Source organism: Janibacter sp. RAF52, assembly GCF_052114035.1.
GTDB lineage: Bacteria > Actinomycetota > Actinomycetes > Actinomycetales > Dermatophilaceae > Janibacter > Janibacter hoylei.
Map to the genome: position 1 here is coordinate 164,062 of NZ_JBFRDY010000001.1, position 26,232 is coordinate 190,293.

Annotated in this window: 24 protein-coding genes and 1 riboswitch; of the genes, 13 read left to right on the forward strand and 11 right to left on the reverse strand. The window is 73.9% G+C overall.

The genetic code is table 11. The annotated features are described in order from the left end of the window. Positions 1-174 precede the first annotated feature (174 nt). Entirely contained in the window at positions 175-1,332 is a 1,158-nt protein-coding gene (ispG, locus tag AB4Y78_RS00790; RefSeq protein WP_007928949.1) for a flavodoxin-dependent (E)-4-hydroxy-3-methylbut-2-enyl-diphosphate synthase, read from the forward strand. A gap of 224 nt (positions 1,333-1,556) precedes the next feature. Beyond that, positions 1,557-2,426 carry a GNAT family N-acetyltransferase gene (locus AB4Y78_RS00795; protein ID WP_441736813.1) on the forward strand — a complete coding sequence of 290 codons (870 nt, stop codon included), beginning with the start codon at positions 1,557-1,559 and terminating at the stop codon, positions 2,424-2,426. A gap of 4 nt (positions 2,427-2,430) precedes the next feature. Here the strand turns inward: AB4Y78_RS00795 and AB4Y78_RS00800 are convergent, their stop codons facing one another. Together AB4Y78_RS00800 and AB4Y78_RS00805 are read right to left on the reverse strand one after the other, a co-directional pair. Further along, complete coding sequence (locus AB4Y78_RS00800) at positions 2,431-3,582, reverse strand: hypothetical protein (protein ID WP_128276818.1); 1,152 nt, start codon at positions 3,580-3,582, stop codon at positions 2,431-2,433. Positions 3,583-3,714: 132 nt separating this feature from the next. After that, entirely contained in the window at positions 3,715-4,686 is a 972-nt protein-coding gene (locus tag AB4Y78_RS00805) for a zinc-binding dehydrogenase (protein WP_387355387.1), read from the reverse strand. A gap of 94 nt (positions 4,687-4,780) precedes the next feature. Here AB4Y78_RS00805 and poxB point away from each other — a divergent pair, with 94 nt between their 5' ends. The 5 genes from poxB (at position 4,781) to AB4Y78_RS00830 (ending at position 9,436) form a co-directional block, all read left to right on the forward strand. Then, positions 4,781-6,526 (forward strand): ubiquinone-dependent pyruvate dehydrogenase, encoded by a 1,746-nt coding sequence (gene poxB / locus AB4Y78_RS00810; RefSeq protein ID WP_306511862.1) that lies wholly within the window; start codon positions 4,781-4,783, stop codon positions 6,524-6,526. A gap of 10 nt (positions 6,527-6,536) precedes the next feature. After that, positions 6,537-6,929 carry a DoxX family protein gene (locus AB4Y78_RS00815; protein WP_007928489.1) on the forward strand — a complete coding sequence of 131 codons (393 nt, stop codon included), beginning with the start codon at positions 6,537-6,539 and terminating at the stop codon, positions 6,927-6,929. Between the two features lie 3 nt (positions 6,930-6,932). Further along, the gene (locus AB4Y78_RS00820) at positions 6,933-7,808 is read left to right on the forward strand and encodes a GNAT family N-acetyltransferase (protein WP_441715722.1); all 876 of its coding nucleotides are present in this window, start codon (positions 6,933-6,935) and stop codon (positions 7,806-7,808) included. Positions 7,809-8,054: 246 nt separating this feature from the next. Continuing rightward, entirely contained in the window at positions 8,055-8,660 is a 606-nt protein-coding gene (locus AB4Y78_RS00825) for a hypothetical protein (RefSeq protein ID WP_441715723.1), read from the forward strand. Beyond that, entirely contained in the window at positions 8,657-9,436 is a 780-nt protein-coding gene (locus AB4Y78_RS00830) for an SIR2 family NAD-dependent protein deacylase (RefSeq protein WP_441715725.1), read from the forward strand. Before AB4Y78_RS00825 ends, AB4Y78_RS00830 begins: the two co-directional genes overlap by 4 nt. Before the next feature lie 33 nt (positions 9,437-9,469). Here the strand turns inward: AB4Y78_RS00830 and AB4Y78_RS00835 are convergent, their stop codons facing one another. Beyond that, positions 9,470-10,390, reverse strand: coding sequence for an EamA family transporter (locus AB4Y78_RS00835; RefSeq protein ID WP_441736816.1), 921 nt, complete (start codon positions 10,388-10,390; stop codon positions 9,470-9,472). 71 nt (positions 10,391-10,461) lie between these two features. On the opposite strand from AB4Y78_RS00835, the gene AB4Y78_RS00840 reads away from it, so the two are divergent. Genes AB4Y78_RS00840 through AB4Y78_RS00850 form a run of 3 tightly spaced genes read left to right on the forward strand, consistent with a single transcriptional unit; the run spans position 10,462 to position 13,993 of the window. Continuing rightward, positions 10,462-11,370 (forward strand): LysR family transcriptional regulator, encoded by a 909-nt coding sequence (locus AB4Y78_RS00840; protein ID WP_441736818.1) that lies wholly within the window; start codon positions 10,462-10,464, stop codon positions 11,368-11,370. A 50-nt stretch (positions 11,371-11,420) separates the two neighbouring features. Continuing rightward, positions 11,421-13,199 (forward strand): proline--tRNA ligase, encoded by a 1,779-nt coding sequence (locus AB4Y78_RS00845; RefSeq protein WP_441715703.1) that lies wholly within the window; start codon positions 11,421-11,423, stop codon positions 13,197-13,199. Continuing rightward, positions 13,196-13,993 carry an HAD family hydrolase gene (locus tag AB4Y78_RS00850; protein WP_441715691.1) on the forward strand — a complete coding sequence of 266 codons (798 nt, stop codon included), beginning with the start codon at positions 13,196-13,198 and terminating at the stop codon, positions 13,991-13,993. The genes AB4Y78_RS00845 and AB4Y78_RS00850 overlap by 4 nt, the downstream gene beginning before the upstream one ends. Here AB4Y78_RS00850 and AB4Y78_RS00855 read toward each other — a convergent pair. Beyond that, the gene (locus AB4Y78_RS00855) at positions 13,990-14,676 is read right to left on the reverse strand and encodes a M50 family metallopeptidase (RefSeq protein ID WP_441715693.1); all 687 of its coding nucleotides are present in this window, start codon (positions 14,674-14,676) and stop codon (positions 13,990-13,992) included. The two genes, AB4Y78_RS00850 and AB4Y78_RS00855, sit on opposite strands and share 4 nt — an antisense overlap. Positions 14,677-14,721: 45 nt before the next feature. Here AB4Y78_RS00855 and AB4Y78_RS00860 point away from each other — a divergent pair, with 45 nt between their 5' ends. After that, positions 14,722-15,477 (forward strand): cobalt-precorrin-6A reductase, encoded by a 756-nt coding sequence (locus AB4Y78_RS00860; RefSeq protein WP_441715694.1) that lies wholly within the window; start codon positions 14,722-14,724, stop codon positions 15,475-15,477. Positions 15,478-15,495: 18 nt separating this feature from the next. Here AB4Y78_RS00860 and AB4Y78_RS00865 read toward each other — a convergent pair whose 3' ends face one another. From AB4Y78_RS00865 to AB4Y78_RS00895, 7 genes are read right to left on the reverse strand one after another with little or no spacing between them, the layout of a single operon-like run. Next, a complete protein-coding gene (locus AB4Y78_RS00865; protein WP_306512958.1) occupies positions 15,496-16,437 on the reverse strand; it encodes a cobalamin biosynthesis protein CobD/CbiB in 942 nt (313 codons plus the stop codon). Next, on the reverse strand, positions 16,434-17,021 hold the full coding sequence (locus AB4Y78_RS00870; RefSeq protein WP_282070315.1) for a bifunctional adenosylcobinamide kinase/adenosylcobinamide-phosphate guanylyltransferase: 588 nt from the start codon (positions 17,019-17,021) through the stop codon (positions 16,434-16,436). Before AB4Y78_RS00870 ends, AB4Y78_RS00865 begins: the two co-directional genes overlap by 4 nt. A gap of 2 nt (positions 17,022-17,023) precedes the next feature. Continuing rightward, entirely contained in the window at positions 17,024-17,839 is an 816-nt protein-coding gene (locus tag AB4Y78_RS00875; RefSeq protein WP_441715696.1) for an adenosylcobinamide-GDP ribazoletransferase, read from the reverse strand. After that, positions 17,836-18,600, reverse strand: coding sequence for a uroporphyrinogen-III C-methyltransferase (gene cobA / locus AB4Y78_RS00880; protein ID WP_259909047.1), 765 nt, complete (start codon positions 18,598-18,600; stop codon positions 17,836-17,838). Before cobA ends, AB4Y78_RS00875 begins: the two co-directional genes overlap by 4 nt. After that, positions 18,597-21,320 (reverse strand): cobyrinate a,c-diamide synthase, encoded by a 2,724-nt coding sequence (locus AB4Y78_RS00885; protein ID WP_441715698.1) that lies wholly within the window; start codon positions 21,318-21,320, stop codon positions 18,597-18,599. Before AB4Y78_RS00885 ends, cobA begins: the two co-directional genes overlap by 4 nt. Next, positions 21,314-21,928, reverse strand: coding sequence for a cob(I)yrinic acid a,c-diamide adenosyltransferase (gene cobO / locus AB4Y78_RS00890; protein WP_007929465.1), 615 nt, complete (start codon positions 21,926-21,928; stop codon positions 21,314-21,316). The genes AB4Y78_RS00885 and cobO overlap by 7 nt, the downstream gene beginning before the upstream one ends. Beyond that, on the reverse strand, positions 21,928-24,045 hold the full coding sequence (locus AB4Y78_RS00895; protein ID WP_441736820.1) for a VWA domain-containing protein: 2,118 nt from the start codon (positions 24,043-24,045) through the stop codon (positions 21,928-21,930). Before AB4Y78_RS00895 ends, cobO begins: the two co-directional genes overlap by 1 nt. A 50-nt stretch (positions 24,046-24,095) precedes the next feature. Next, positions 24,096-24,164: riboswitch (cobalamin riboswitch) on the reverse strand. 58 nt (positions 24,165-24,222) lie between these two features. Here AB4Y78_RS00895 and cbiE point away from each other — a divergent pair. Both cbiE and cobM read left to right on the forward strand, forming a co-directional pair. Beyond that, positions 24,223-25,449, forward strand: coding sequence for a precorrin-6y C5,15-methyltransferase (decarboxylating) subunit CbiE (gene cbiE / locus AB4Y78_RS00900; RefSeq protein ID WP_441715757.1), 1,227 nt, complete (start codon positions 24,223-24,225; stop codon positions 25,447-25,449). Further along, positions 25,446-26,231, forward strand: coding sequence for a precorrin-4 C(11)-methyltransferase (gene cobM / locus AB4Y78_RS00905; protein ID WP_441715755.1), 786 nt, complete (start codon positions 25,446-25,448; stop codon positions 26,229-26,231). The genes cbiE and cobM overlap by 4 nt, the downstream gene beginning before the upstream one ends. Position 26,232 lies beyond the last annotated feature (1 nt).

Here is a 26,232-nt window from a genome sequence, read left to right on the forward strand (position 1 = left end):
TCCGGTCAACCGGGTGGCGGCAACGCCGACAGGTGACGACCACGCTGCCGAGCGATGCGCGCACCGTCCGAGTCGTCCGACGTGCGTGGTGTCGAGGAACAGCCGTGGACGGCCTTCGCACCTTCACGCGCGGGGCGCAGGGGACGTCCAGCCTGCAGGTCGCATAATGGAGGCATGAGCGTCTCCCTCGGTATGCCCAAGGCCCCGGCCCCCGTGCTCGCGCCCCGTCGCCAGACCCGGCAGATCAAGGTGGGATCGGTCGGTGTCGGCAGCGAGTCGCCGATCTCGGTGCAGTCGATGACGACGACGCTGACCTCCGATGTCAACACCACGCTGCAGCAGATCGCCGAGCTCACCGCCGCCGGCTGCGACATCGTGCGCGTGGCCTGCCCGAGCCAGGACGACGCCGACGCGCTCGCCGAGATCGCCCAGCACAGCCAGATCCCGGTCATCGCCGACATCCACTTCCAGCCCAAGTACGTCTTCCAGGCGATCGAGGCCGGCTGCGCCGCCGTGCGCGTCAACCCGGGCAACATCCGCAAGTTCGACGACCAGGTCAAGGAGATCGCCAATGCCGCCAAGGACCACGGCACCTCGATCCGCATCGGCGTCAACGCCGGCAGCCTCGACAAGCGCCTGCTCGAGAAGTACGGCAAGGCGACGCCCGAGGCCCTCGTCGAGTCCGCCGTCTGGGAGGCCGGCCTCTTCGAGGAGCACGACTTCCACGACTTCAAGATCTCGGTCAAGCACAACGACCCGGTGACCATGGTCCGGGCCTACGAGCTGCTCGCCGAGGCCGGTGACTGGCCGCTGCACCTCGGCGTCACAGAGGCCGGTCCCGCCTTCCAGGGCACGATCAAGTCGGCCACCGCCTTCGGCGCGCTGCTGTCGAAGGGGATCGGTGACACCATCCGCGTCTCCCTCTCGGCTCCTCCGGTCGAGGAGATCAAGGTCGGCCAGCAGATCCTCCAGTCGCTCGGACTGCGCCCGCGCAAGCTCGAGATCGTCTCCTGCCCGAGCTGCGGGCGCGCGCAGGTCGACGTCTACAAGCTCGCCGACGAGGTGACGGCCGGGCTCGAGGGCATGACCGTCCCCCTTCGCGTCGCCGTCATGGGCTGCGTCGTCAACGGCCCCGGTGAGGCCCGTGAAGCCGACCTCGGCGTCGCCTCGGGCAACGGCAAGGGCCAGATCTTCGTCAAGGGTGAGGTCATCAAGACCGTCCCCGAGAGCAAGATCGTCGAGACCCTCATCGAGGAGGCCCTGCGCATCGCCGAGGAGATGGGCGAGCAGATCGACGGCGAGGAGTCCGGCGCGACGGTCACGGTGGGCTGACCCTTCGAGACGGCCGCGGGCGGCCTCCTCAGGGACCGGGCTCTCGTCACCGCGGGTGGCCTCCTCAGGGACCGGGCTCTCGTCACCGCGGGCGGCCTCCTCAGGGACCGGGCTCTCGTCACCGCGGGCGGCCTCCTCAGGGACCGGGCTCTCGTCACCGCGGGCGGCCTCCTCAGGGACCGGGCTCTCGTCACGGTGGGCGGCCTCCTGAAGGACCGGGGAGGGTGCTCGGCGTCTACGCTGGCGGGGTGCTGCGCACCCGCCAACCCACCCGGCTCCTGGGCCCCGACGACGTCGATGCCGCCTTGGACCTGTGCGCGCGCGACCCAGCCGCCCACGTCTTCGTCGCGAGCCGGATCCTCGACGGTGGGCTGGGGTCCGGAGCGGCCGGCGCCTTCGGGTGGTTCGAGGACGGACAACTGGCCTCTCTGGTGTGGACGGTCGCCAATGTCGTGCCCGTCGGGACGACCCCGGCCAGCTGGGGGCCGCTCGCCGCGCAGGTGCGCAAGGTCCGTCGCCGGTCGGCCTCCTTCCTCGGCCCCCGCGACGAGGTGCGCGGCCTGTGGGACGCCGTCGGCCACGACTTCCCGCCCCCCCGCGCAGTGCGCGGCGAGCAGCCGCTGCTCGCGACGGCGACACCCCCGTCTCGGCTGGGGATCCCGCTCGACCCCCGGGTCCGGCCCGCGCAGGAGCACGAGGTCGACCTCGTGCTTCCCGCCGCCGAGCACATGTTCACCCAGGAGATCGGCTACCGGCCCTACACCGGCAGCCCTGCCTTCTACCGCGACTCGATCTGGCGGCTGATCCACGCCGGACGCACCTACGTGGTCGTCGAGGGCGGACGGGTCCTCTTCAAGGCCGACGTCGGCTCCGTCGGTCTCGGGGCCTGCCAGATCCAGGGGGTCTGGCTCACGCCCGAGCTGCGCGGTCAGGGTCTGGCCGCGCCGATGATGGCGGCAGCGCTCGAGCAGTCGATGCTCGACCACGCGCCGCTCGCGACGCTCTACGTCAACGACTACAACGCGCCCGCCCTCGCGACCTACCGCCGCATCGGGATGGAGCGGGTCGGCACCTTCGCGACGATCCTGCTCTAGGCCCTCACGACGGGTCGGTCGGCTCCCAGCGCCAGCGTGACGCGGTCCGTTGCACGGGCGATGCCAGGGTGAAGGTCGTCTTGCCCGCGACGGTGGTGGCCATGGCCACGACGGTCTCGTCCAGCCGGTGACGCATCGCCTCGGGGGTGACGTCCTCCCACACCTCGTCGCCCGCGCGGAGCAGACGGGCCCGGCCCGGGGAGTACCCGGGGTTCGCCCACGCATGGCCGTCGGAGGCGCCCGCGCCGACGACCCACCGGTCGTCCACGCGGGCCGCGCTGGTGATGCCGTAGATGTCCACCGGCAGCGGCAGTGCCTCGACCTCGTCCTCGACCGTCCCGTCGGTCGAGACCCGCTGGATGCTCAGCTCATCGGGTCCGTCGTCACCGTCGGTGCGCCACAGCAGGAGGGCGCCCTCGGGGGTGTCGACTGCCCGCGCGAGATGCATCCCCTCAGGGGCCTTGCCGACCTCCTGCCAGTCGAGTCCTGCGTCGTCGGCGAAGAGGACCCGCACGCCGTCCATCCCGTCGACGACGAGGACGAAGCCGGTCCCCGTCGAGGCGAGGTCGACCGGGATGCCCGGCGCCTCGAGTTCGTCCCCCCAGCGGCAGGCGCTCGCGTCCGGGCTCACGGCGAGCCCGCGTGTGGTGTTCTTCACCCCCGACGTCGACTCCTGGTGCCAGGCGGTCACCCCCAGATCGTGGCTGTCGATGGTCGCCACCGCGACGAAGGAGTGGAGTGCGGTCTCTCCAGAGATCATCGGGTCGGGAGCTGCCGGCACCTTCGACGCCGTCGGCGCGGGCAGCGCAGCGTCGGGGTCGGACTGGCCCGCCCAGTCGCCGGACCACGACCGCAGCGTGTGGTCAACCGTGTGGGCCGACGAGGCCCCCAAGGCCACCCACGGGCCGTCTTCGCTGCCCGGCAGGGCCGCGAGATCGACGGGGCGGACCCTGCTCGTGGTGTCGACGTATGCCTCCCACCGACCTCCGGGTACCTCTCGCTGCGGCAGCAGGGCGAAGCCGCTGTCCGTGGGCGCCAACAGGAGGGTCGAGCGACCGTCGGTCCACCACTGCTGGAGCCCCCCGGGAACCTCGTCGTGGGCTTCGGTGGCGATGAGCTGCACGGTGCCGCTGCCGTCGCCCGCCTCGGTGACCATCAGCTCGTCCTGCCAGGGGCGCGCCGCGCCGAGCCACCCCGCGCCCACCCCAGGAGGCCGGCGAGGGTGGCGGCAACGACGGTGGTACGGGAGGGAGCGCGCATGCGGCGAGGGTAGCCGTGCGGGCCGGCGTCAGAGGGTGAAGACGATCTTGCCGATCTGGTCGCCCTCGATCATCTGCGCGAACCCGTCACGGGCCTGCTCGAGCGGCAGCTGGGCATGGACGAGGGGCCGGGTGCCCGTGGCGTGCAGCATCTGGACGAGGGCGTCGAGCTCGTCGCGCGTGCCCATCGTCGAGCCGATGACGCCCAGCTGGAGGAAGAAGATGTGCGTGAGCATCGCGTCGTCGACCTGCGGCCCGCTCGTCGTGCCGGCGATGACGATCCGACCGCCGGGGCGAAGGGAGCGGATCGAGTGCTGCCAGGTCGCACGACCGACCGTCTCCATGACCGCGTCGACCTTGACCGGCAGTCGCTCGCCGGAGTCGAAGACCTCGTGCGCCCCGATCTCCAGGGCCCGGGCTCGCTTGGCCTCGCTGCGGGAGGTCGCGTAGACCCGCAGGCCGGCGGCCCGGGCCAGCGCGACGAGCGCCGTCGAGACGCCACCACCGACGCCCTGGACGAGCACGCTCTCTCCGGGGCGCATCGCCCCGCGGACGAAGAGCATCCGGTAGGCGGTGAGCCACGCCGTCGGCAGGCAGGCGGCCTCGACCATGCTCAGGCCCTCCGGCTTGGGCACGAGGTTGCGCCGCGGCACGACCACGGTGTCGGCGAAGGTCCCCTGATAGCGCTCGGACAGCAGCGAGCGACGCGGGTCGGTCGTCTCGTCGGTGCCGGTGAAGCCAGGGTCCGAGATGACCGCGTGGACGACGACCTCGTTGCCCTCCTCGTCGACGCCGGCGGCGTCGCAGCCGAGGATCATCGGCAGGGCCTCCGCCTTGAGACCCTGACCACGCAGCGACCACACGTCGTGGTGGTTGAGCGCCGCGGCCTTGACGGTGACCCGCGCCCACCCCTCCGGCGCCTGTGGCTCGGGTCGCTCGCCGACGACGAGCCCGGAGAGCGGGTCCTTGCTGTTGATGCTCTCGGCGTACACGGCGCGCATCGGTGCGCTCCCTTCGATCGGGGACGATGCGCCCTACTCTGCCACCGGGCACTAGCGTGGGCATTACCGACTGTTCCCGAACAAGGAGCTGCGCATGAGTACCATCGCCGACAACGTCATCGCCACCCTCAGGGCCAACGGGGTGACCCGCGCCTACGGCGTGCCGGGTGACTCGCTCAACGGCTTCACCGAGGCGATGCGTCGTGACGGCTCGATCGCCTGGCGTCTGGTGCGCCATGAGGAGTCCGCCGCCTTCGCCGCTGCGGCCGATGCCGAGCTCACCGGCGACCTGGCCGTCGTCCTCGGCAGCTGCGGCCCGGGCAACCTCCACCTGATCAACGGGCTCTTCGACGCACAGCGCAGCCGGGTGCCGGTGCTGGCCATCGCCGCCCAGATCCCGAGCTCCGAGATCGGCAGCGGCTACTTCCAGGAGACCCACCCGCAGGAGCTCTTCCGCGAGTGCAGCGTCTGGGCCGAGATGGTCACCGACGCCTCGCAGATGCCACGGATGCTCGAGACCGCCATGCGCGCGGCGATCCAGGAGCGCGGGGTCGCCGTGCTCGTCGTCCCCGGTGACGTCGCCCAGACCGAGGCCGCCGACGACCGGGTGACCGTCGTCGAGCGGGCCCGCGCTCGGATCGTCCCCGCCGCAGACCAGCTCGAGCGGGCCGCGCAGCTGCTCGGCGCGTCGAAGCGCACCACCCTGCTCGTCGGGGCCGGGGCAGCCGGAGCGAAGGACGACGTCCTCGCCCTCGCGGACCTGCTCGCGGCACCGGTGGTGCACACCCTTCGCTCCAAGCAGGACATCGAGGGAGACAACCCCTTCGACGTCGGCCTGACCGGCCTGCTCGGTTTCGCCTCCGGCTACCGGGCGATGGAGGAGGCCGAGACCGTGCTCATGCTCGGCACCGACTTCCCCTACCGGCAGTTCTACCCGGAGGGTGCGCGCTTCATCCAGGTCGACACGAGGGGCGAGCACCTTGGGCGGCGGGTGCCGCTCGACCTCGGGCTCGTCGGCGACGTCGGCGACACGATCCGGGCACTGCTCCCGCTCCTGCAGCGCGCGCGCAACCGCACCCACCTCGAGGACTCGGTCAAGCACTACCGCAAGACCCGCGACAAGCTCGACGAACTCGCCGAGCCACCGAAGAAGGGGCTGCTGGGGGGCCGCAAGCACCAGGCGATCCACCCCCAGTACCTCGCCCGACTGGTCGACGAGATCGCGGCCGACGACGCCGTCTTCATCCCCGACGTCGGCTCGCCGGTCGTGTACGCCGCGCGCTACCTCGAGTGCCGCGGTGACCGCCGGCTCATCGGCTCCTTCATCCACGGGTCGATGGCCAATGCCGTGCCGCAGGCCATCGGCGCGCAGCTCGCGCAGCCCGAGCGTCAGGTCGTCACGCTGAGCGGTGACGGCGGTCTGGCGATGCTCATGGGGGAGCTGCTCACGGTGCGTCAGCACGACCTGCCGATCAAGATCGTCGTGCTCAACAACTCCTCGCTCAACTTCGTCGAGCTCGAGATGAAGGCCGCCGGACTACCCGACTTCGGCACCGACCTGCACAACCCCGACTTCTCCCAGGTGGCACAGGCCTGCGGGATCAAGGGCTGGCGCGTCACCGAGGCCGCCGACCTCGAGACCAGCCTGCGCGAGGCCTTCGCCCACGACGGACCGGCGCTCGTCGACGTCGTCACCGAGCGGCAGGAGCTGACGATCCCGCCGGCGATCTCCGCCGAGCAGGTCAAGGGATTCACCCTCTACGCCCTGCGCACCGTGATGTCCGGCCGCGGCGACGAGCTGCTGGACCTGTCGCGGGCCAACCTGCGACAGATCTTCTAGGAGGAAACCGATGACCCGACCCGACCTGCCCACGACCGGCCTGGCCGCCCTCCTCGTCGGCGCGGGAGTGCTTCACATCGCGCGTCCCGAGGTCTACGAGCCGATCATCCCCGCACCACTGCGCGGGCGCGCCAGAGAGCTCGTCCTCGCCTCAGGTGTTGCCGAGATCGCCTGCGGTGCAGGGTTGCTGGTACCGGCGACCCGCCCGGCCGCCGGCTGGGCCAGCGCAGCGCTCCTGATCGGGGTGCTGCCGGCCAACGTCCAGATGAGCGTCGACCACGGCCGTCGGGCGCGGCGCAAGGGCACGCCGCAGGCGGTCGGGTTCTTCGCCGGGACGCTGGCCCGGCTGCCGCTCCAGTGGCCCCTGGTGCGCACCGCCCTGCGCGCGGCCCGCGGCGGCTGATCCGTGGGCGTGCTGGAGTGGTCGCCCACGACCGCGGACGACATCGCCTCGCTCGTGCGCCTCGGGACGGCCTGCCTCGAGCGCGACGGCGGGCTGCCCGACCTCGCCGACCCGCAGCACCTGCGCGACGGCTACCTGACCGAGCAGTCGATCTGCGGGCGGGACGAGCTCGGTGACATCGTCGCGGCGGCCGCCATCGGCATCAGTGCCGACGGCGCTCGGACGGCGACCGGCCTCATCGACCCCGCCGCCATGGGGCAGGGGATCGGGCAGGAGATCGCCGAGTGGGTCATCGGCCACTCTGTGGGCCCGGTGCGCTTCGTCCTGGACTCGGTGAGCCCCGAGGCGGAGACCCTCTTCGCCGAGCTCGGCCTGCACCGCGGTTTCGCCGAGTCGATCATGCGGCACAGCCTGCGCTCGATCCCCTTCGTCCGCCGGCCCGAGGACATCGTCACCCTGCCCTTCACCGACGACACCTCCGAGGCCTTCCGCCACGCCTACGCGGCCTCCTTCGGCGACCAGCCCGGCTACAGCGCCGGCAGCTCCCGGGCCTGGGGCCGGTGGCTGCGCGAGCAGCGCGGCTTCCAGCCGGAGGACTCCCGGGTCGCCATGGACCGCCGCGGCCACGTCGCCGGCTTCGTCACCCTCTCGGACGGCTGGATCGAGGAGGTCGGGGTCGTCCCCGAGTGGCGCGGCCACCGGCTCGGTGCCCATCTCGTCGCCCGCTCTCTGACGGCCCTCCAGCGGGCCGGCGCCGACGAGGTCTGGCTGGCCGTGGGCTGCGACAACCCCGCCCGGTCGCTCTACGAGCGCCTTGGCTTCCGGGGCCACGGCACCCGTGCCCAGTACGAGCAGCCGACCCCGGCGAGCCAGGACTGACCGCGGTGCTCGAGACCCACGAGGCCCCATGGCGCAGCCAGGTCTCCTTCGGCCGGCGGATGCGCCACGACCTCAACGAGATGTGGGGCAACTGGCCCGTGGGGTGGAACCGTCTCGGCGTCTTCTTCGTCGCCCCCATCGGGGTGCCCCTCCTGCTCGGGCTGGCGGTCCGGCCGAGCGGCTCCGTGGGGGACCGACTCTGGACCCTCGTCCTGGCCGCCGCCCTGGTGCTCGATCTTCTTCCACATGCTGCGCCCCGGTCCGGTGGTGCGGGTGCTGCTCATCGGGACATACGTGCTGGCGTCCGCAGGGGCCGTGCTCGGCGGCCTCGCGCTGCTCGCCGTCGGGGTGCTGGGGCTCGCCCTCGGCGGCGGGGTCGGCCTCGAGCTGGCTCTCGTCGGGTTCGTCCTCCTCGGCGGCGGTGGGTTCATGGCCTTGTGGCTGCGCTGGGAGGTCCGCGGCGGATCGCGGTCCGCTCGGGCGCGCGCGGGTCAGGGAGGACCGCAGGACCCGTCGGCGGCGGTGGTGCTGCCGACGAGCCCGGACACCTCGCATGTGGTCCTGCGGTCGCCGACCGGAGAGGTCGGCACGACACTCCTCGGGCCGATGCAGGCGGCCACCCCCGTCACCACCGCAGCAGGAGGCGTCGTGCACTCGCGGGCCGCCGTCTTGCTCGGCGACCCCGGGGGCCGCCTCGTCGTGCCGGCCGACGTCGCCACCCGGCCCGGGCACGTCCTCGTCACCGAGGTCCTCCGAGGCGGGCAGGTGCACTTCCTCGTGCCGCAGTCCGTGCCGCCCCTTGCGATGATGTGGCGGCACGCCCAACCCGTACCTCCGCAGGAGCGCTCGTGACCGAGACCACCGAGACCGACCTCGTCGTGCCCGACGCCGTGGTCGATGCCGTCCGCGGCGCCCGCCGCGTCCTCGTCCTCTCCGGTGCGGGGATGAGCGCGGAGTCGGGCGTGCCGACCTTCCGCGACGCGCAGACCGGGTTGTGGGAGGAGTTCGACGCCAGCGAGCTGGCGACGGCCGAGGCCTTCCGGCTGGACCCTCCCTTCGTCTGGGCCTGGTACGCCTGGCGGATGCAGCTCGTCCGCGGCGTCGAACCCAACCCCGGGCACCGGGCGCTCGCCGAGCTCGCCGGCCGGCGCGAGGTGACCGTCGCGACGCAAAATGTCGACGACCTGCACGAGCGGGCCGGCTCGACCGTCGCCGCCCACCTGCACGGGTCGCTCTTCGAGCTGCGGTGCAGCGACTGCTACACCCCGTACACAGGCGACGTGGACCTGCCGACTGAGCCGACGGAGCGCATCGACCCGCCGACCTGCCCCGAGTGCGAAGGGGACGTGCGTCCCGGTGTCGTGTGGTTCGGCGAGGTCCTGCCGGACGACGCGGTCGCCGCGACCGAGGCGGCCATCGACGCCCTCGAGCCGGGTGACGTCGCGCTCGTCATCGGCACCTCCGGCATCGTCTACCCCGCGGCCGGCTACCCGGCGATGGCGCGGGCCGAGGGAGCCACGGTCATCGAGGTCAACCCCGGCGAGACCGAGATCTCGGACATGTGCCACCTCGTCGTGCGGGGCACCGCCGCGCACGTGCTGCCGCAGCTGGTGGCCGCCGCCCGGTAGAGGCCGGTCGGGTGCGCCCGTCGCTGCCGGCGGTCACCTCCCCACGTGGGCCGCCGGCTCCGGCGTGGGCTCCGGCAGCGCCTCGGGCCGGCGGGGGCGTGAGGCCCACAGGACCCCGCCGACGACCAGGGCGCCTCCGACAAGCTCGAGGGGGGCGGGCACCTCGTCGAGGAGGAGCCACGCGAGGGCCAGGCCGGTCACCGGCACGAGCATGGAGAAGGGGGCGACCGTCCCCGACGGGTGGCGGGCCATGAGCCAGGTCCAGATGCCCGAGCCCACGAGCGTCGCGAGGACGGTCGTGTAGGCCAGGCCCAGCCAGGCGGGGATCGCCGCGGTGGAGAGCGAGTCGGCCAGGGCCGTGCCGATGCGCTCCGGCCCCTCGACGAGCAGCGACAGGGTGAGCATGGGGACCGGCGGGATCACCGTCATCCACAGGGTCAGGTGCAACGGCCGCGGCGCCGCGGCCAGGCGGGAGGCGAGGTTGCCGAAGGCCCACCCAAGCCCGCCCATGAGGGTGAGGACGAAGGGGAGGAGCCCCGCCTCCGCGTCGAGCCGCTGGCTGCCGACGACCGCCATCCCGAGCGCGGCGACCGCGACGCCGGCCGCGGCCCGGGCGCCGAGGCGCTCGCCGAGGAGCACGGCCCCGAGGACGACGGTGAAGGGTGCCGAGCTCTGCAGCACGACGGAGGCCAGACCGGCCGGCATGCCGACGTCCATGGCGAGGTAGAGGAAGGCGAACTGGAGGATGCCGAAGCCGACGCCGTAACCAACGAGCCACCGCGTGGGCACGTCGGGGCGGGGCACGAGCAGGAGCGTCGGGATCGCCATGAGCGTGAAGCGCAGGGCGGAGCAGAGGAAGGGCGGGAAGATCTCGAGGGAGGCGTGGATGGCGATGAAGTTGGCGCCCCAGAGGACGGCAACGACGACGGCGAGCAGGCGGTGGCGGATCGGCACCCGTCGATCGTCGGCGACCAGATCGTGCAGGACAAGCAAATCATCGTGACTGCTCCCTTTAGGGTAGCTACATGGACATCCGGCACCTCGAGCTGCTCCGCGACCTGCGCGAGCGGGGGAGCCTCGCGGCCGTCGCGGCGGCCACGCACCGCACCCCGTCGGCCCTCTCGCAGCAGCTGCGCACCGCCCAGCGGGCCGCCGGCACGCCACTCGTCGAGGCGCGCGGCCGGGGGCTGCGCCTCACGGAGGCCGGCGAGCTGCTCGCCGACGGCGCGGACGAGGTCGGCGCCGCGCTGACCCGGGTCGCGGCCCGTCTCGAGGAGCACCGGGGCGACCCGGTGGGCACGGTCCGGGTCGCCGGCCTGCCGAGCGGCCTGACGGCGCTGCTGCCCGGTGCGCTGACGTTGCTCGCCGGCAGCCGTGTGTCGGTGGAGATCGACGACCTCGACCTCGCGGAGACCGACTACGCCCGGGCCGCGGCCGATGCCGACATCGTCATCGCGCACTCCCTGACGAGCGAGGTGCCCGTCGGAGGTGAGCGGCTGAGCAGCACCGTCCTCGTCCGCGAGCCGCTCGACGTCGCCGTCCCGCCCGACCACCCCCTCGCCCGGCGATCGTCGCTGCACCCCGGCGACGTCGTCGACGAGGCGTGGATCAGTGTGCCGGAGGGCTACCCCTTCGACACGGTGCTGCAGCGCATCGAGGCCGAGTGCGGTCGAGCCCTGCGGCGGCGCCTGCGCGTGCGGGACAACCAGCTCGTCGCCGCCCTCGTCGCGACCGGCGAGGGCCTGGCCCTGCTGCCGCGCTACACGACCCGCACGGCAGACGAGTTCGCGCTCGTCCCGCTCGTCGACGTGCCCGCGGCACGGTGGATCGTCGCGCTCTCACGACCCGACCGTGCCGAGCGGGTCGCGGTCCGCTTGGTCACCGCACGCCTGCGCGCTGCCGGGGCGGCCCTCACGGGCGAGCGGATACCCTGAGCGGGCACACCCCCTTCGCCTCACCAGGAGCACCGTCCGTGGTCACTCGCATGTCGTCCTTCTTCCTCCGCACCCTCCGCGAGGACCCCGCGGACGCGGAGCTGCCGGGCCACAAGCTCCTCGTGCGGGCGGGCTACGTCCGCCGCGCCGCCCCCGGCGTCTACACGTGGCTGCCGCTCGGCCTGAAGGTGCTGCGCAAGGTCGAGGCGATCGTCCGCGAGGAGATGGAGGCGATCGGCGGCCAGGAGCTGTCCTTCCCCGCGCTGCTGCCCAAGGAGCCCTACGAGGCGACCAACCGGTGGACCGAGTACGGCGACAACCTCTTCCGCCTCACCGACCGCAAGGACGCGCAGATGCTCCTCGGGCCGACGCACGAGGAGATGTTCTGCCTCGCGGTCAAGGACATGTACACGTCGTACAAGGACCTGCCGCTCACCCTCTTCCAGATCCAGACGAAGTACCGCGACGAGGCCCGCCCGCGCGCTGGTGTGCTGCGCGGTCGTGAGTTCGTCATGAAGGACTCCTACTCCTTCGACATCGACGAGGCCGGCCTGCAGAAGGCCTACGACGCGCACCGTGACGCCTACATCAAGATCTTCGACCGGTTCGGCTTCGAGTACGTCATCGTCCACGCCGACTCCGGCGCGATGGGCGGCAGCGCGAGCGAGGAGTTCCTCGCCGTCAGCCCCAACGGCGAGGACACCTTCGTGCGCGACGCCTCCGGCTACGCGGCCAACGTCGAGGCCGTCGAGCTGCCGCAGGCCCCGGCGGTCGAGGTGACCGCCGGACCCGCGCACGTCGAGGACACCCCCGACACCCCGACGATCGAGACCCTCGTCGCGGCCCTCAACGCCCACCACCCGCGCACCGACGGGCGGGAGTGGACCGGTGCCGACACGCTGAAGAACGTCCTCGTCACCCTCGTCCACCCCGCCGACGAGGAGCACGACGAGCCGTGGCGCGAGCCCCTGGCCATCGGTGTGCCCGGCGACCGCGAGGTCGACGCCAAGCGCCTCGAGGCGCAGGTCTCGCCCGCCGAGGTCGAGGACTTCGGCGAGGCCGACTTCGCCGCCCATCCGATGCTCGCCAAGGGCTACATCGGCCCCGGTGTCCTCGGCTCCGAGCGCTCCAGCGGCATCAGGTACCTGCTCGACCCGAGCATCGCCGAGGGCAGCGCGTGGGTCACCGGCGCCGACGAGCACGGCAAGCACGTCATCGACCTCGTCCACGGCCGGGACTTCACCGCCGACGGCACGATCCAGGCCGCCGAGATCCGTGAGGGCGACCCGAGCCCGACCGGCTCCGGCACCCTGACCCTCGCGCGCGGCGTCGAGATGGGGCACATCTTCCAGCTCGGCACCAAGTACGCCGAGGCGCTGGGCCTGAAGGTCCTCGACGAGAACGGCAAGCTCGTCACCGTGATGATGGGCTCCTACGGCGTCGGCGTGACCCGTGCGGTCGGTGTCGTCGCCGAGGACAACCACGACGAGCTGGGCCTGGTGTGGCCCCGCGAGCTCGCTCCCTTCGACGTGCACGTCGTGGCCGCGGGCAAGAGCGACGAGATCTTCACCGCGGCCGGTGACCTGTCGGCCCAGCTCGAGGCGCAGGGTGTCACCGTGCTCTACGACGACCGCGCCGGCAAGGTGAGCCCGGGCGTGAAGTTCAAGGACGCCGAGCTCGTCGGCGTCCCGACGATCCTCGTCGTCGGCAAGGGCCTGGCCGACGGGGTCGTCGAGATCAAGGACCGCCGCAGCGGTGATCGTCGCGAGGTGCCCGTGGGTGAGGCCGTCGCGGCCGTGATCGCAGAGGTGAGGGGCACGGCCTCGTGAGCGTCGACGAGATGCGCCACCCGCTGACGGTCCACGAGCGGCCGGCCGCGGGCCCGGTCGAGGCGGTGATCTTCGACTGGGGCGGCACGCTCACCCCGTGGCACACGATCGATCTCGGTCAGCAGTGGCGGGTCTTCGCCCGGGAGGTCCACGGCATCCCGATCGAGTCCGACGAGGTGCCGCAGGCGGACCTGGACCGCGCGCAGGAGCTCGCCGAGCGGATCCACGCCGTCGAGGCCGATGCGTGGCGCCAGGTCCGCGACGAGCAGCGCGGCTCCCATCTGGACGACATCCTCGCCGAGGCCGGCATCGACCCGCGCGAGGACCGGCACCACGTCGCGCTCGCGGCCTATCGCCGCTTCTGGGAGCCGCACACCCACACCGACCCGCAGGTGCGGCCGCTCTGGGAGGGGTTGCGCGCGAGGGGCCTCAAGGTCGGCGTGCTGTCCAACACCATCTGGAGCGGCGAGTACCACCGCGAGATCTTCGCGCGTGACGGAGTGCTCGACCTCGTCGACGGGGACGTGTATTCGTCGGAGATCAAGGTCGTCAAGCCGCACCGGGAGGCCTTCGAGGCGGCGGCCGCGGCCGTCGGTGTGCCCGTCTCCCACGCCGTCTACGTCGGCGACCGGCTCTTCGAGGACGTGCTCGGGTCGCAGGAGGTCGGCATGCGGGCGATCTGGGTGCCGCACAGCGACATCCCGGCCGACCAGCAGGTGACCGTCGACGTCGAGCCCGACGGCGTCGCGCACGAGCTGCTCGACGTGCTCGACATCGTCGACGCCTGGCTCTAGGCGAGGCGGCTGACGACGAGCCAGGTCGCGCCGGCGAGCACGAGGGCGAAGCTCGCCACCCACAGCAGGGCCGGCACACCCGTGACCCGGGCGAGCGCGCCCGGGTCGCTGGCCGGCTCGGGCCGGGGCAGCAGCGTCGCCAGGTGGCGCCAGGCGCCGATGAGCAGGAGGACCCCGACCCCGACGAGGACCTGCTGCTGCAGCGCGTCGTCGCGCCACCACCACAGGGCGCCCGTCGCCGCCGTCACCGTGAGGACCACGAGGCCGGTGAGGGCCGATCGCACCCGCGTCAGGGCAGCCAGCAGCCCGACGAGCACGACGGAGAGTGCAGGGGCGGACCACCCGACGGTGGCGAGCAGGACCACTCCCGCACCGACGACCCCGGGTGCGGGGTAGCCCGCCCAGGTCGTGGCGACCATACCGGCGCCCCGGGCCGGGCCGACGGTCACCGCGTGGCCGGACATGTCGGAGCGCAGGACGAAGCCCGTGAAGCGTCGCCCGCACGCCATGCCCACGAGGGCGTGCCCGAGCTCGTGGACGAGCGTGACGCCCAGGCGCAGGGTGCGCCAGGCCGGCCACCAGGTCGCGGCGATGCAGCCCACCGCGAGGACGGCGACGAGCACCCAGCCCTCGAGGTCGGGGGCGGGACCCGCGGGGGAGAGTCGGTCGAGGAGCTGCTGCACGGGGGAGACGCTAGGTGCGCAACCTGTGCGTGGGAGGGTGAGCGCATGACGCACGTGCTGATCCTCGGTGGGACCGCCGAGGCCAGGGATCTGGCCGCCCACCTCGAGGCGAAGGGAGTCCCGCTCACGTCCTCGCTCGCGGGCCGTGTCTCCCGCCCCCGACTGCCCGTCGGACAGGTCCGCATCGGCGGCTTCGGGGGCGTCGGAGGACTCCGGTCGTGGCTGCAGGAGCACGACGTGACGGCGGTGGTCGACGCCACCCACCCCTTCGCGACGACGATGGGCGACCATGCGGCACAGGCCTGCTCGTCACTCGGCCTGCCTCTGCTCCGGCTCGCGCGACCGGGCTGGCGTCAGCACCCGGATGCCGGGTCGTGGACCTGGGTGGACTCGCACGAGGCGGCCCGGGCGGCCGCGGACGAGGTGGGGGGGACCCCCTTCGTCACCACGGGTCGGCAGACGCTGCACCACCACGTCGACGCCTGGCGTGAGCGGCCGGTGCTCGTCCGGCTCGTGGAGCCGCCCGAGTCGCCGCTGCCGGCGGCGTGGACGGTGCTGCGCTCGCGCGGGCCCTTCGCCGTCGCCGACGAGGAGGCGATCATGCGCACCCACGACGTCTCCGTGCTGCTGACCAAGGACTCCGGCGGGCGCTACACCGAGGCCAAGCTCGACGCCGCGCGCACGCTCCGCGTCCCCGTCGTCGTCGTGGCCCGACCCACGCGTGCTCCGGGCGTCGCCGAGGCGGCGGATGCCGCAGCAGCGGCGACCTGGGTGGAGTCGCTCGGCTCGCTCCGCCCCTGACGCGCGCCCCAGACGCGCTCAGGGGCGGAGCGCGCGGGCGACCAGGCGACCGGCGAGGGCGCCGGCGAGCGCGACGGTCCCGACCCGACGGGCCAGGGTGATGGCACGTGGGAGGTCGGCGACCGTGGGTGCTGGTCCCGACCCCATGACGACCCGGTCCTCGGCACCGCTCGCGTAGACCGTCCGACCGCCGAGGCGGATACCCAGGGCGGCGGCGAAGCCGGCCTCGACCGGTCCCGCGTTGGGGCTGGGGTGGGCCCGGCCGTCGCGGGCGGCGGTGCGCAGCACCTCAACGGCACGAAGGGGGACCGCCGCCGCGGTCGCCAGCACGGTCGCCCGTGCGGGCACCCAGCCCAAGAGGTCGTCGAGTCGCGCTGCGGCCCAACCAAATCGGGCATAGCGCGAGGTGCGGTGCCCGTGCATCGCATCGAGGGTGTTGGCCGCGCGGTGAAGCACGATCCCGAGCGGGCCGAGGGCGGCGCCCCACACGAGTGTGCCGACGACGGCGTCGGAGGTGTTTTCGGCGATCGACTCGACGGCGGCCCGGGCCACCTCGTCGGCCTCGAGGTCGTCGGTGACGCGACCGACGAGGTGCCGCACCCGGGTCCGGGCGCCGGTCAGGTCGTCGGCGGCGAGCAGGTCGTGGACGGCGCGGCCTTCGCGCCCGAGGCTCGTGCCGCCCAAGGCTGTCCAGGTGAGTGTCGCGGTGGCGAGGGTGGACGAGGGGCCGGTGAGCCGGCCCGCAGCCACCCCGAGGGCCACGACGGGGGCGATGGCGAGGGCCTCGGTGGCGATGCCCGCGGCCCGGCTGTCGCGGTGGGTGCGGGCCTCGACCCACCCGGCCCACGTGCCGAAGAGGGCGACCGGATGCCCGCGGCGAGGGTCGCCGAGCGCAAGGTCGGCCACCCAGCCGAGGGCCAGCCCGAGGCTGACGGCGTCGACGCGGGAAGCGTGGGTCATGCCGGCTCCTTGATCGTCAGCACCTGCCCGGAGACGACGAGGTCGACCCGGTCGGAGGCGCTCGCGATGCGTTGGTTGAGCCAGCCGAGCCGGTCGGCGAAGATCCTCCCGGACCGGTGCTCCGACACCAGTCCCCAGCCGACCTCGTTGGTCACCCCGACGACGAAAGGGGTTGCACGCCAGGCCTCCTCGAGAGCGGAGACCCGCTGCTCGAGATCGGGTGCCCAGTCGGTCTCGGGGGCCGCCCACGCACCGATCTCGTCGAGCTGCGCGGTCAGCCAGGTGCCGAGGCAGTCGAGGAGCACCGGGCCCGACGCCGCCCGCATACCGGCGGCGGCGTCGGTGCTCTCGAGCGTCAGCCAGGTGTCGGGTCGCCGCGCTCGGTGGGCGGCCACGCGCGCGGCCCAGTCGGCGTCGTCGCGCTGGGGCCCGGCTGCCAGGTAGGTGACCGGGTCCACGCGTGGGTCCCATGTCCCGCGGGGGCGGCCGTCCTCGATCGTCTCGAGGGGAGAGCCCGGCAGGAGCAGGGACTCGGCGTGCCGGGACTTGCCGGACCGGATGCCGCCGGTGACGAGGACGCGCATGGTCACCACGCCACCGTGAGCAGGACGAGCAGGACGGTGAGGGCCACCTCGACCCCGGCGCCGATGACATCACCGCCCACTCCACCGAAGGTGCGAGCAGCCCTGTCCCGCAGGGAGATCGCGGCCCAGACGGCGGTCGGTGCCGCCAGGGCGCCGATGAGGAGCGCCCGGACGGTGACCCAGAGGGAGGTGCTGGAGTCCAGGCCGCCGTGCTGCAGGGCGACGGGAAGCACCGAGGCCACGAGGAGGGCGCTGACGGCGAGGGTCGCGAGCAGCGCGCCCACGACGGGCACGGTGCCCACGAAGGCTGCGCCGAGGCTCGAGCCCTGCGAGGCCCGCTGTCCCCGGGTGCAGACGGCGGCCGGCGCGACCCGGGAGGCGATGACGGCGGCACCGACGACGAGGGCACCCCACCACCCGGCACCGAAGAGGGCGGCCATCGCAGCGGCCTGCACCAGCAGGACGACAACGAGAGCGATCGCTCCCATGGGGCCGACGTCACCGCGACGCATGACCTCGAGCGCGCGGTCCCGGTCCCAGCCGGCGCCGAGGCCGTCGACCGTGTCGGCGAGCCCGTCGAGGTGCATCCCGCGCGAGCCGTACGCGAGCACGCCGACCGCGAGGCCCGCGGCGACGAGCGCTGGCACCCCGAGCGGGACGGTCAGCCCGACGAGGACGACCGGGAGAGCGAGTGGAAGCACGGCGAAGGGGGCGAAAAGCAGGGCCGTGCGCGCGGTGTCGGGGGTGATCGTGACCCGACCGCTCGGCGACCGGGTGAAGGTCCCGACCGCCAACCGCATCCCTTCGCCCAGGCTCACGACGAGGCCGGGTCCTGCAGGGAGTCGACGACGTCGCCGATGACGGTGATGGCCGGGGGTGCGATGCCCTCCGCGTCGGCGACGGCGGCGATCTGCGACAGCGGTGCCCGCACCGAGCGCTGCCGGGGGGTAGCGCCGTCGGCGATGCAGGCGGCAGGCGTCTCCGGAGACAGGCCGGCGGCGACGAGTGCCTCGGCGATCGAGCCGAGGGTCGCGACGCCCATGAGGACGACGATCGTCAGTCGCGAGGTGGCGAGGGCGGCCCAGTCGACCTCGCTGCGCGGGTCGTCGGGGCCGACGTGGCCGGACACGACGGCCACTCCCTGGGAGAGCCCGCGGTGGGTCACGGGGATGCCGGCGAGGGCCGGAACGGAGAAGGCAGAAGAGACCCCCGGAACGGCCTCGACGGGGACACCGGCGGCGACGCAGTGGTTCCACTCCTCACCGCCACGACCGAAGAGGTACCCGTCGCCCCCCTTGAGCCGCACGACGGTCCGCCCGGCCCGGGCGTGCTCGACGAGCAGCTCGTTGATGCGCTCCTGCGGGGTGAAGTCCCCGCGCGGGATCTTGCCGACGTGCACGATCTCGGCCTGGGGTGCGATCTCGTCGAGGGCTGACACCGGGCCGAGCCGGTCGGTGACGACGACGTCCGCGGCGGCGAGCGCGTCGCGTCCGGCCACGGTGAGCAGGGCGGGGTCCCCGGGTCCGCCGCCGACGAGCAGGACCCGACCGGTGGCGGGTGCGGTGGTGGCGTCGGTCATGCGGTCCTCCGGTGCAGGATGTGGCCGAGCTCGCGCAGGAGCCCGTCGATGGTGTGCGGGTCACGGACGGCGATCCGCACCCAGGTGGGGTCGAGCCCCGGGAAAGTATCGCCCCGACGCACCGCCCAGCCGGCATCGCGCAGCGCCCCGTGGACACCCGCGCCCACCCGGGCGAGGACGAAGGGGGCGGCCTCGCCCCCGGTCGGGACGCCCAGGGCGTGCAGCCCGCGGGTCAGGTGAGCGCGCCAGATCGTGAACTCGTCGGCGGCACGGGCCGCCTCGGCGAGCGCGGCCGGGGTGGCGGTCTCGGTCATGAGCCGCAGTGCCAGCGAGCCCACGGACCAGTGCGGCTGGTGCGCAGCGAGGGCGGTGACGAGCTCGGCGTCACCGACGACGTAGCCGGCGCGGATGCCGGCGACGGCCCAGGTCTTCGTCAGGGAGCGGACGACGAGCAGGCCGGCGAGGTCACCGTCGAGCAGGCTCTCGCGCTCGCCGGGCACCGCGTCGACGAAGGCCTCGTCGACGAGCACGACCCGCCCCGGGCGCACGAGCGTGCGGATCGCGTCGGCCGGGTGCAGCACGCCCGTCGGGTTGGTCGGGTTGCCGATGACGACGAGGTCGGCGTCGCCGATCTGCCTGAGCGCCTCGGGCGTGAGCGCGAAGCCCTCCTCCGCCCGCAGCAGCACGTGCCGCACCTCGTGCCCGGCGGCCCGCAGCGCGGCCTCCGGCTCGGTGAACTGGGGGTGCACGACCACCGCGTCGGTCGGCGTCAGCGATCGCGCGACCAGCGTGAAGGCCTCGGCCCCACCGCTCGTCGGCAGCACCTGCTCCCGCGTCACCCCGTGTCGCGCCGCCAGCGCGTCCACCGCCCGGGTCGCGTCCGGGTAGGACGCCACGGACCCGATCTCCTCGACGAGTGCCCGTGCGAGCCACCCCGGAGGCTGCGTCAGCCGCACGTTGACCGCCAGGTCCACCAGGTCGTCCGACACCTCGGCGTCGCCATGATGCCGCAGAGGATCGGGCACCGATCCCTCGAAGGCGACCGGGGGCGTGCGGTCCGGCAAGGACGTGGATCGGGCTGGGGTGGCGCGACTCAAGGGCTGAGCCGGTTGCGATGAGTCAGGTGAGAGCTCCGAGAACTCATGGTGCACGTGCGAAGCCCCCAGCGCCACCCCACCCGATCCACGGACGCCCCGAGGACCCTCGCCAGACGCCACCGCGCGGGCTTGTGACGCCACCACGCGGGCAGTGCCCCAGCCACAGGCGGCGTCGACGAAGGAACGGGCGACGGAGGGCGAGCCGGCCCAGTGGGTGTGGAGGTAGGAGGCGACGAGGGTGGCTCGGCCGGTGGCGGCGGGGTCGAGGGCGAAGCCCTCGGTGCGGTCGCCGAGGTCCCAGGCTGCGGTGGTGCCGAAGGGGGGGTCCGTCACCGTGCGGTGGAACTCGTGGCCCGTCACCCGGGTTCCGGCGGGGCCGAGGACGGAGTCGACGACGCTCGTCGCCTCGCGGTAGCCGAGGGTGAGGCGCCGACCCATCGCGGCCCGGGCGGGCAGGGCGCCGACCATCGGGTGGTCGTCGAGGGCCTCGGCGAGGTAGAGCATGCCGGCACACTCGGCGACGGTGGGCATCCCGGCGGCGATGGCGTCGCGGATCTGCTGCACGAGAGGGCGATTCGTCGCGAGGGTGCGCGCGTGCACCTCGGGGAAGCCGCCCCCGAGGTACAGACCGCTGGTCCCCTCGGGGAGGGCGACGTCGCGTGCCGGGTCGAGCTCGACGACCCGAGCACCCGCCGCTTCGAGCAGCTCGACGGTCTCGGGGTAGCGGAAGGTGAAGGCCCGACCGCCCGCGACGGCGACCACCGGGGTCTCCCTTCGAGACGGGCGCGGGGCGCCCTCCTCAGGGAGCGGCCGAGAGGGGCGCGGGGCGCCCTCCTCAGGGAGCGGGCGAGAGGGGCGCGGGGCGCCCTCCTCAGGGTGCGAGGAGGGGAGCGCTGGGTCCCAGGGCGTGACGTCGAGGTCGGGCGCCGTGCGCGCTGCGGCGAGCAGGGCGTCGAGGTCGAGGTGCTCCTCGGCGACGGCGGCGATGTGGTCGAGGGTCGCGGCGGCCTGCCCGCGCTCGGCGGCGGGGACGAGGCCGAGGTGGCGGGAGGGCACGTGCATCGCGGCGTCGCGGGGGAGCACGCCCCACACGGGCACGCCGACGGCCTCGACGGCTCGGCGGGCCTCGTCGCCGTGGCGGGAGGTGCCCGCCTTGTTGAGCACCACGCCGACGACGTCGAGGTCGGGGTCGATGGTCGCGAGCCCGTGGACGGTCGCGGCCACGGTCCGGGAGGTCGAGCTGATGTCGACGACGAGCAGGACGGGGGTGCGGGTCAGCGTGGCGACGTGGGCGCTCGAGGCGAAACCGTCGGTGCCGAGGCGCCCGTCCATGAGGCCCATGACGCCCTCGAGCACCGCGACGTCCGCGGGGGTCGGGTGGGTGGCCCCCCGGGCGAGCAGCGGCTGGACGAGGTCCTCGCCGACGAGCCACGGGTCGAGGGTGCGGCTCGGCCGGCCGGTGGCGAGCGCGTGGTAGCCGGGGTCGATGTAGTCCGGGCCGACCTTGGCCGGGGCCACGGTCAGTCCACGGCGGGCGAGGGCGGCCATGATCCCCACGGCGATCGTCGTCTTGCCGTGACCAGAGGCGGGTGCCGCGACGAGCACCCGGGGGAGGGTCACCACTCGATGCCCTTCTGGCCCTTCTGACCCTGGTCGAAGGGGTGCTTGACCTTGGTCATCTCCGTCGCGACGTCGGCGATCTCGAGCAGCCGCGGGTGCGGGTCGCGGCCAGTGATGACGACGTGCTGGTAGCCGGGGCGGTGGGTCAGCGTGTCGATGACGTCGTCGAGCTCGACCCAGCCCCACTTCATGACGTAGGTGAACTCGTCGAGGATGTAGACGGTGTGCGTCTCGGCGGCCAGCCGCCGCTTGATCTCCTCCCAGCCCTCACGGGCGTCGGCGGCGTGGTCCTCCTCGGACCCGGCCTTGCGCGACCACGACCAGCCCGAGCCCATCTTGTGCCACTCGACGGGACCCCCTTCGCCGGTCTCCTCGTGGACGCGGCCGAGGGTCCTGTAGACCTCCTCCTCGCCGATGCGCCACTTCGCGGACTTGACGAACTGGAAGACGCCGATCGACCAGCCCTGGTTCCACCCGCGCAGGCCGAGGCCGAAGGCCGCCGTCGACTTGCCCTTGCCGACCCCACCGTGGACGACGACGAGCGGCCGGTTGCGGCGCTGCCGCGTGGTCAGCCCGTCCTTCGGCGTGACGGGGGTCTGTCCCTGGGCCATCAGGCGGCGCTCCTTCGGGTGGTGCGGTCGGTGACGATCTCGACGAGGCCGCTCGCGGCGACCTGCTCGAGGGGGATGTGCTCGGCGCCCATCCGCCCGGCGAGGTCGGCGGCCAGACCCATCCGAAATCGGCCGGTCTCGCAGTCGACGACGACCGTCTCCGCGGTGCCGCCCCAGGCGTCGGCGATGTGCTGGGCGCGGGCGAGGGCGTCGGGCCCGGCGGTGGCGCGCCCGTCGGTGACGAGGACGACGAGGGCGCGCTGGTGACGGTCGCGGATGCGCTCTCGGGCCACGACCTTCGCGATCTCGGTCAGTCCCTCGGCGAGCGGGGTGCGGCCTCCGTGCGGCATCTGGGCCAGTCGCGCGGCGGCCGCCTCGACCGACGAGGTCGGGGGCAGCAGCAGCTCGGCCTCGTGCCCGCGGAAGGTCACCAGACCCACCCGGTCGCGGCGCTGGTAGGCGTCGAGCAGGAGCGAGAGGACCGCCGTCTTGATCTCGCCCATCCGCTTGCGGGCGGCCATCGACCCGGAGGCGTCGACGGCGAGCAGCACGAGGTTGGCCTCGCGCCCGCGGGTGATCGCGTGGCGCAGGTCGTCGCCGGTGACCCGGGTCGGGCCGGTGCCCGCAGCGCGCCGCGCGGCCGAGGCCCGGAGGGTGGCGGTCAGGTGCACCGGCGACCCGGCGGGCTCGTGGCCCGCTGGGTGGGTGCCGACGACCCGGCCACGCGGGGTGAGGGCGGGCGAGCGGCGACCGGCCGGGCCGGTGCCGACCCCGGTCAGCTCGAGGCGCCGGGCGCGGTAGGGCTCGGTGGCCGTGGCGGTGCCGGTGGGCGTCGGCTGGGCGCCGGTCGGGGGCGTCTCGGGGGCCTCTGTCGCCTCGTCCGGGGAGTCGGGGGCCGGGTCGGCGGACGACTGCGGCCCGGTCTGGGGCTGGTCGCCGGACGACGTCGGGCCCGGGGGCTGGTCGGAGGGGTCGGCGTCGGGCGCCTCGCCCGGGCCGTCGCCGGGCTGGTCCCCGCCCTCCGGCTCGCCACCGTCGAGCTCCTCGCCACCACCCGGCGGGTCGTCCTCGGGCTCCTCGTCGAGCAGCCGGTCGAGCAGGTCCTCGTCGAGACCCGGCGCGTCGAAGGGAGCACGACGGCGGCGGTGGGGCAGGGAGAGCAGCGCCGCGGCCCGGATGTCCTCGCGGGTCACGTGGTCGCGCCCCTCCCACGCGGCGTGCGCCGCAGCGGTGCGGGCGGTGACGATGTCGGCGCGCATGCCGTCGACGTCGAAGCCGGCGCACACCCGCGCGATGGTCCGCAGGGTCCGCTCGTCGAGCGCGACCCGGCGCACCGCCTCGCGGGCGGCGGCCAGGCGCTGGGTCAGCTCGGCCTCGGCGTCGGCGAAGCGGGCCGCGAAGCCCGCCGGGTCGAGGTCGGCCTCGAGCCGGCGACGCACGACCTCGGCGCGCACATGGGGGTCGCGGCTCGCGGCGACGTGGACGGTCAGGCCGAAGCGGTCGAGCAGTTGCGGGCGCAGCTCGCCCTCCTCGGGGTTCATCGTGCCGACGAGGGTGATCCGCGCCGGGTGCGAGATCGAGACACCGTCGCGCTCGACCGTGTTGCGCCCCATCGCGGCAGCGTCGAGCAGCACGTCGACGAGGTGGTCGTGCAGGAGGTTGACCTCGTCGACGTAGAGGATGCCGCGGTGGGCCTCGGCGAGCAGACCGGGCTGGTAGGCCGCCTCGCCGTCCCCGAGCGCCCGGCGCAGGTCGAGGGAGCCGACGACGCGGTCCTCGGTCGCGCCGACCGGCAGCTCGACGAGGCGGGCCGGGCGGGTCGTGGCCGCGTCCTCGTGGGGGCCGTCGGGGCAGTCCTCGTCGCGGTCGGGGTCGCAGCCGAAGCGGCACTCGCTCGCCACCCGCTGCTCGGGCAGGACCGAGGCGAGGGCGCGGACGGCGGTCGACTTGGCGGTGCCCTTCTCACCGCGGACGAGGACGCCGCCGATCTCGGGCGAGATCGCGCTCAGCAGCAGCGCCGACGTCAACTCGTCGGCACCGACGAGCGCGGTGAAGGGGAAGGTGGGGGTCCGGGACCCGGTGCGGCTCACAGTGGCGGCCTCCTGGCGAGTGTCCACGCTCGCCGTCCGACGACATCGACGCGGGTTCGCGACGACGGGCACCGACCGAGTGTCTGGCTCGGGCCGCGTGGGCCGTGACAGTGGCGGGACCGCTCCGGAGTTGCACCGGATTCCTCGGGGGAGTGCCTGGGCGCGATCCTCTCACAGGAGGGCGAGGCCCTAGGGTGGGCGTCCGTGATCGAGGTCGTGGGTATCGGGGACGACGGGTGGTCCGGTCTGGACGAGGCCCGACGCGCCCTCATCAGCGGTGCTGCGACCCTCGTCGGGGGCGGCCGTCACCTCGACCTCGTCGCCCCCCACGCACCCGAGGCGCAGCTCGTGCCCTGGCCCAGCCCCCTTCGCCCGGCGCTGCCCGCCCTCGTCGAGGCGCACCCCGACGCCGTCGTCCTCGCCAGCGGTGACCCGCTGCGCTCCGGCATCGCCACGACCCTCGTCGAGCTCGTCGGCGCCGACCGCGTGCGCGTCCACCCCGCCATCGGCAGCGATGCCCTCGCCCGCGCCCGTCAGGGGTGGTCCGCCGAGGAGACCGTCGTCGTCACGACCGTCGGGCGCGACCTACGCGCGGTCCTGCCCCACCTGGCCCCCGGCGCGCGACTCGTCGTCCTCCTCTCCGGGGGCGGCGACCCGGCTCGGCTCGGCGCACTGCTCACCGAGCACGGTTGGGGCGCAAGCATGCTCACCGCCCGCTGGCACCTTGGCAGCCCCGACGAGGGCGCTCGCTCCGAGCGCGCCGACGGCTTCGCCGAGGCCACCCCCGACCTCGTGCTCGCCTGCCTCGACGTGCGCGCCGACGACCCCGCGGCGACTGCCGCGACCGCCGGAGCGGTCCCGGGGCGCCCCGAGGACTTCATCGACCACGACGGCCAGCTGACCAAGCGCGACGTGCGGGCGAGCGGTCTGGCCCGACTGCGACCCACCCCCGGAGCCCACCTGTGGGACCTCGGTGCCGGCAACGGCTCCGTCGCCCTCGAGTGGTGCCTCGCCGCCGACCGCGCCACCGTCACCTGCGTGGAGCGCGACGCGACCCGCGCCCAGCGCATCCGCGACAACGCAGCCGCCCTCGGCCTCGCCGGCCGCGTCGACGTCGTCGTCGGCGACACCGGCAGCACCGACCTGGCGATGCTGCCGACGCCCGACGCGATCTTCGTCGGCGGCGGGCTCGACCCCGACCTGCTCGACCGGGCCTGGTCCTCCCTTCGCCCCGGCGGACGCCTCGTCGCGCACGCCGTGACGCTCGAGGGGGACACCGCGCTCATCGGCCGGCACGCCCGCACCGGCGGCGAGCTCACCCGCCTGTCCGTGGAGCGGGCCGTCCCGCTCGGTCGCTTCCTGTCGTGGACCCCCGCCCGCACCGTCACCCAGCTCGCCGCGATCCGCACCGACTCCGAGGACCCGACATGACCGTTCACTTCATCGGCGCCGGCCCCGGTGCCGCCGACCTGCTGACGATCCGCGCGACCCGCCTGCTCGCGGCGAGCTCGGTCTGCCTCTACGCCGGGACCTACCTCGATGCCGCCGTCCTCGAGCACTGCCCCGACGGCGCGCGGCTCGTCGACACCCAGGACCTCGACCTCGACGGGATCACCGCCGAGCTCGTCGCCGCGCACGAGCGGGGCGAGGACGTCGCCAGGCTGTGCTCCGGCGACCCGAGCGTCTACTCCGCGATCGCCGAGCAGACCCGCCGGCTCGACGCCGTCGGCGTGCCGTGGGACATCACGCCCGGCATCGCCGCCTACGCCGCGACCGCCGCCCGGCTCGGCCGCGAGCTCACCGTGCCCGAGGTCGCCCAGTCGGTCGTGCTCACCCGCGCCCAGCGGGACTCGACGGCCATGCCGTCGGGGGAGTCGCTCGAGGCCTTCGCCGCGACCGGTGCGACCCTCGTGCTGCACCTGGCGATCCGCCGCGCCCGCGAGCTCGCCGACCGGCTCGCCGAGCACTACGGCGCCGACTGCCCCGTCGCCGTGGCCTACCGGGTCGAGCAGCCCGAGGAGATCGTCCTGCGCGGCACCCTCGCCGACATCGCCGACCAGGTCGAGGCGCACGACCTGCGGCAGGCCGCGATCATCGTCGTCGGGTGGGCCCTGCAGGCCGAGGGCTTCGTCGAATCGCACCTCTACTCCTGCCGCCGCGCGGCCGAGCGCGAGGAGCGGACGGCAGCAGACATCCCGGGCGGGCTTCGCTAGT

What these genes read in the sequence shown, in the direction of transcription:
- ispG (WP_007928949.1), top strand. Translation starts at nt 175, where the DNA reads ATGAGCGTCTCCCTCGGTATGCCCAAGGCCCCGGCCCCCGTGCTCGCG.
- AB4Y78_RS00800 (WP_128276818.1), bottom strand. Translation starts at nt 3,582, where the DNA reads ATGGTCACCGAGGCGGGCGACGGCAGCGGCACCGTGCAGCTCATCGCC.
- AB4Y78_RS00805 (WP_387355387.1), bottom strand. Translation starts at nt 4,686, where the DNA reads ATGCGCGCCGTGTACGCCGAGAGCATCAACAGCAAGGACCCGCTCTCC.
- poxB (WP_306511862.1), top strand. Translation starts at nt 4,781, where the DNA reads ATGAGTACCATCGCCGACAACGTCATCGCCACCCTCAGGGCCAACGGG.
- AB4Y78_RS00815 (WP_007928489.1), top strand. Translation starts at nt 6,537, where the DNA reads ATGACCCGACCCGACCTGCCCACGACCGGCCTGGCCGCCCTCCTCGTC.
- AB4Y78_RS00825 (WP_441715723.1), top strand. Translation starts at nt 8,055, where the DNA reads ATGCTGCGCCCCGGTCCGGTGGTGCGGGTGCTGCTCATCGGGACATAC.
- AB4Y78_RS00840 (WP_441736818.1), top strand. Translation starts at nt 10,462, where the DNA reads ATGGACATCCGGCACCTCGAGCTGCTCCGCGACCTGCGCGAGCGGGGG.
- AB4Y78_RS00845 (WP_441715703.1), top strand. Translation starts at nt 11,421, where the DNA reads ATGTCGTCCTTCTTCCTCCGCACCCTCCGCGAGGACCCCGCGGACGCG.
- AB4Y78_RS00860 (WP_441715694.1), top strand. Translation starts at nt 14,722, where the DNA reads ATGACGCACGTGCTGATCCTCGGTGGGACCGCCGAGGCCAGGGATCTG.
- AB4Y78_RS00865 (WP_306512958.1), bottom strand. Translation starts at nt 16,437, where the DNA reads ATGACCCACGCTTCCCGCGTCGACGCCGTCAGCCTCGGGCTGGCCCTC.
- AB4Y78_RS00870 (WP_282070315.1), bottom strand. Translation starts at nt 17,021, where the DNA reads ATGCGCGTCCTCGTCACCGGCGGCATCCGGTCCGGCAAGTCCCGGCAC.
- cobA (WP_259909047.1), bottom strand. Translation starts at nt 18,600, where the DNA reads ATGACCGACGCCACCACCGCACCCGCCACCGGTCGGGTCCTGCTCGTC.
- cobO (WP_007929465.1), bottom strand. Translation starts at nt 21,928, where the DNA reads ATGGCCCAGGGACAGACCCCCGTCACGCCGAAGGACGGGCTGACCACG.
- cobM (WP_441715755.1), top strand. Translation starts at nt 25,446, where the DNA reads ATGACCGTTCACTTCATCGGCGCCGGCCCCGGTGCCGCCGACCTGCTG.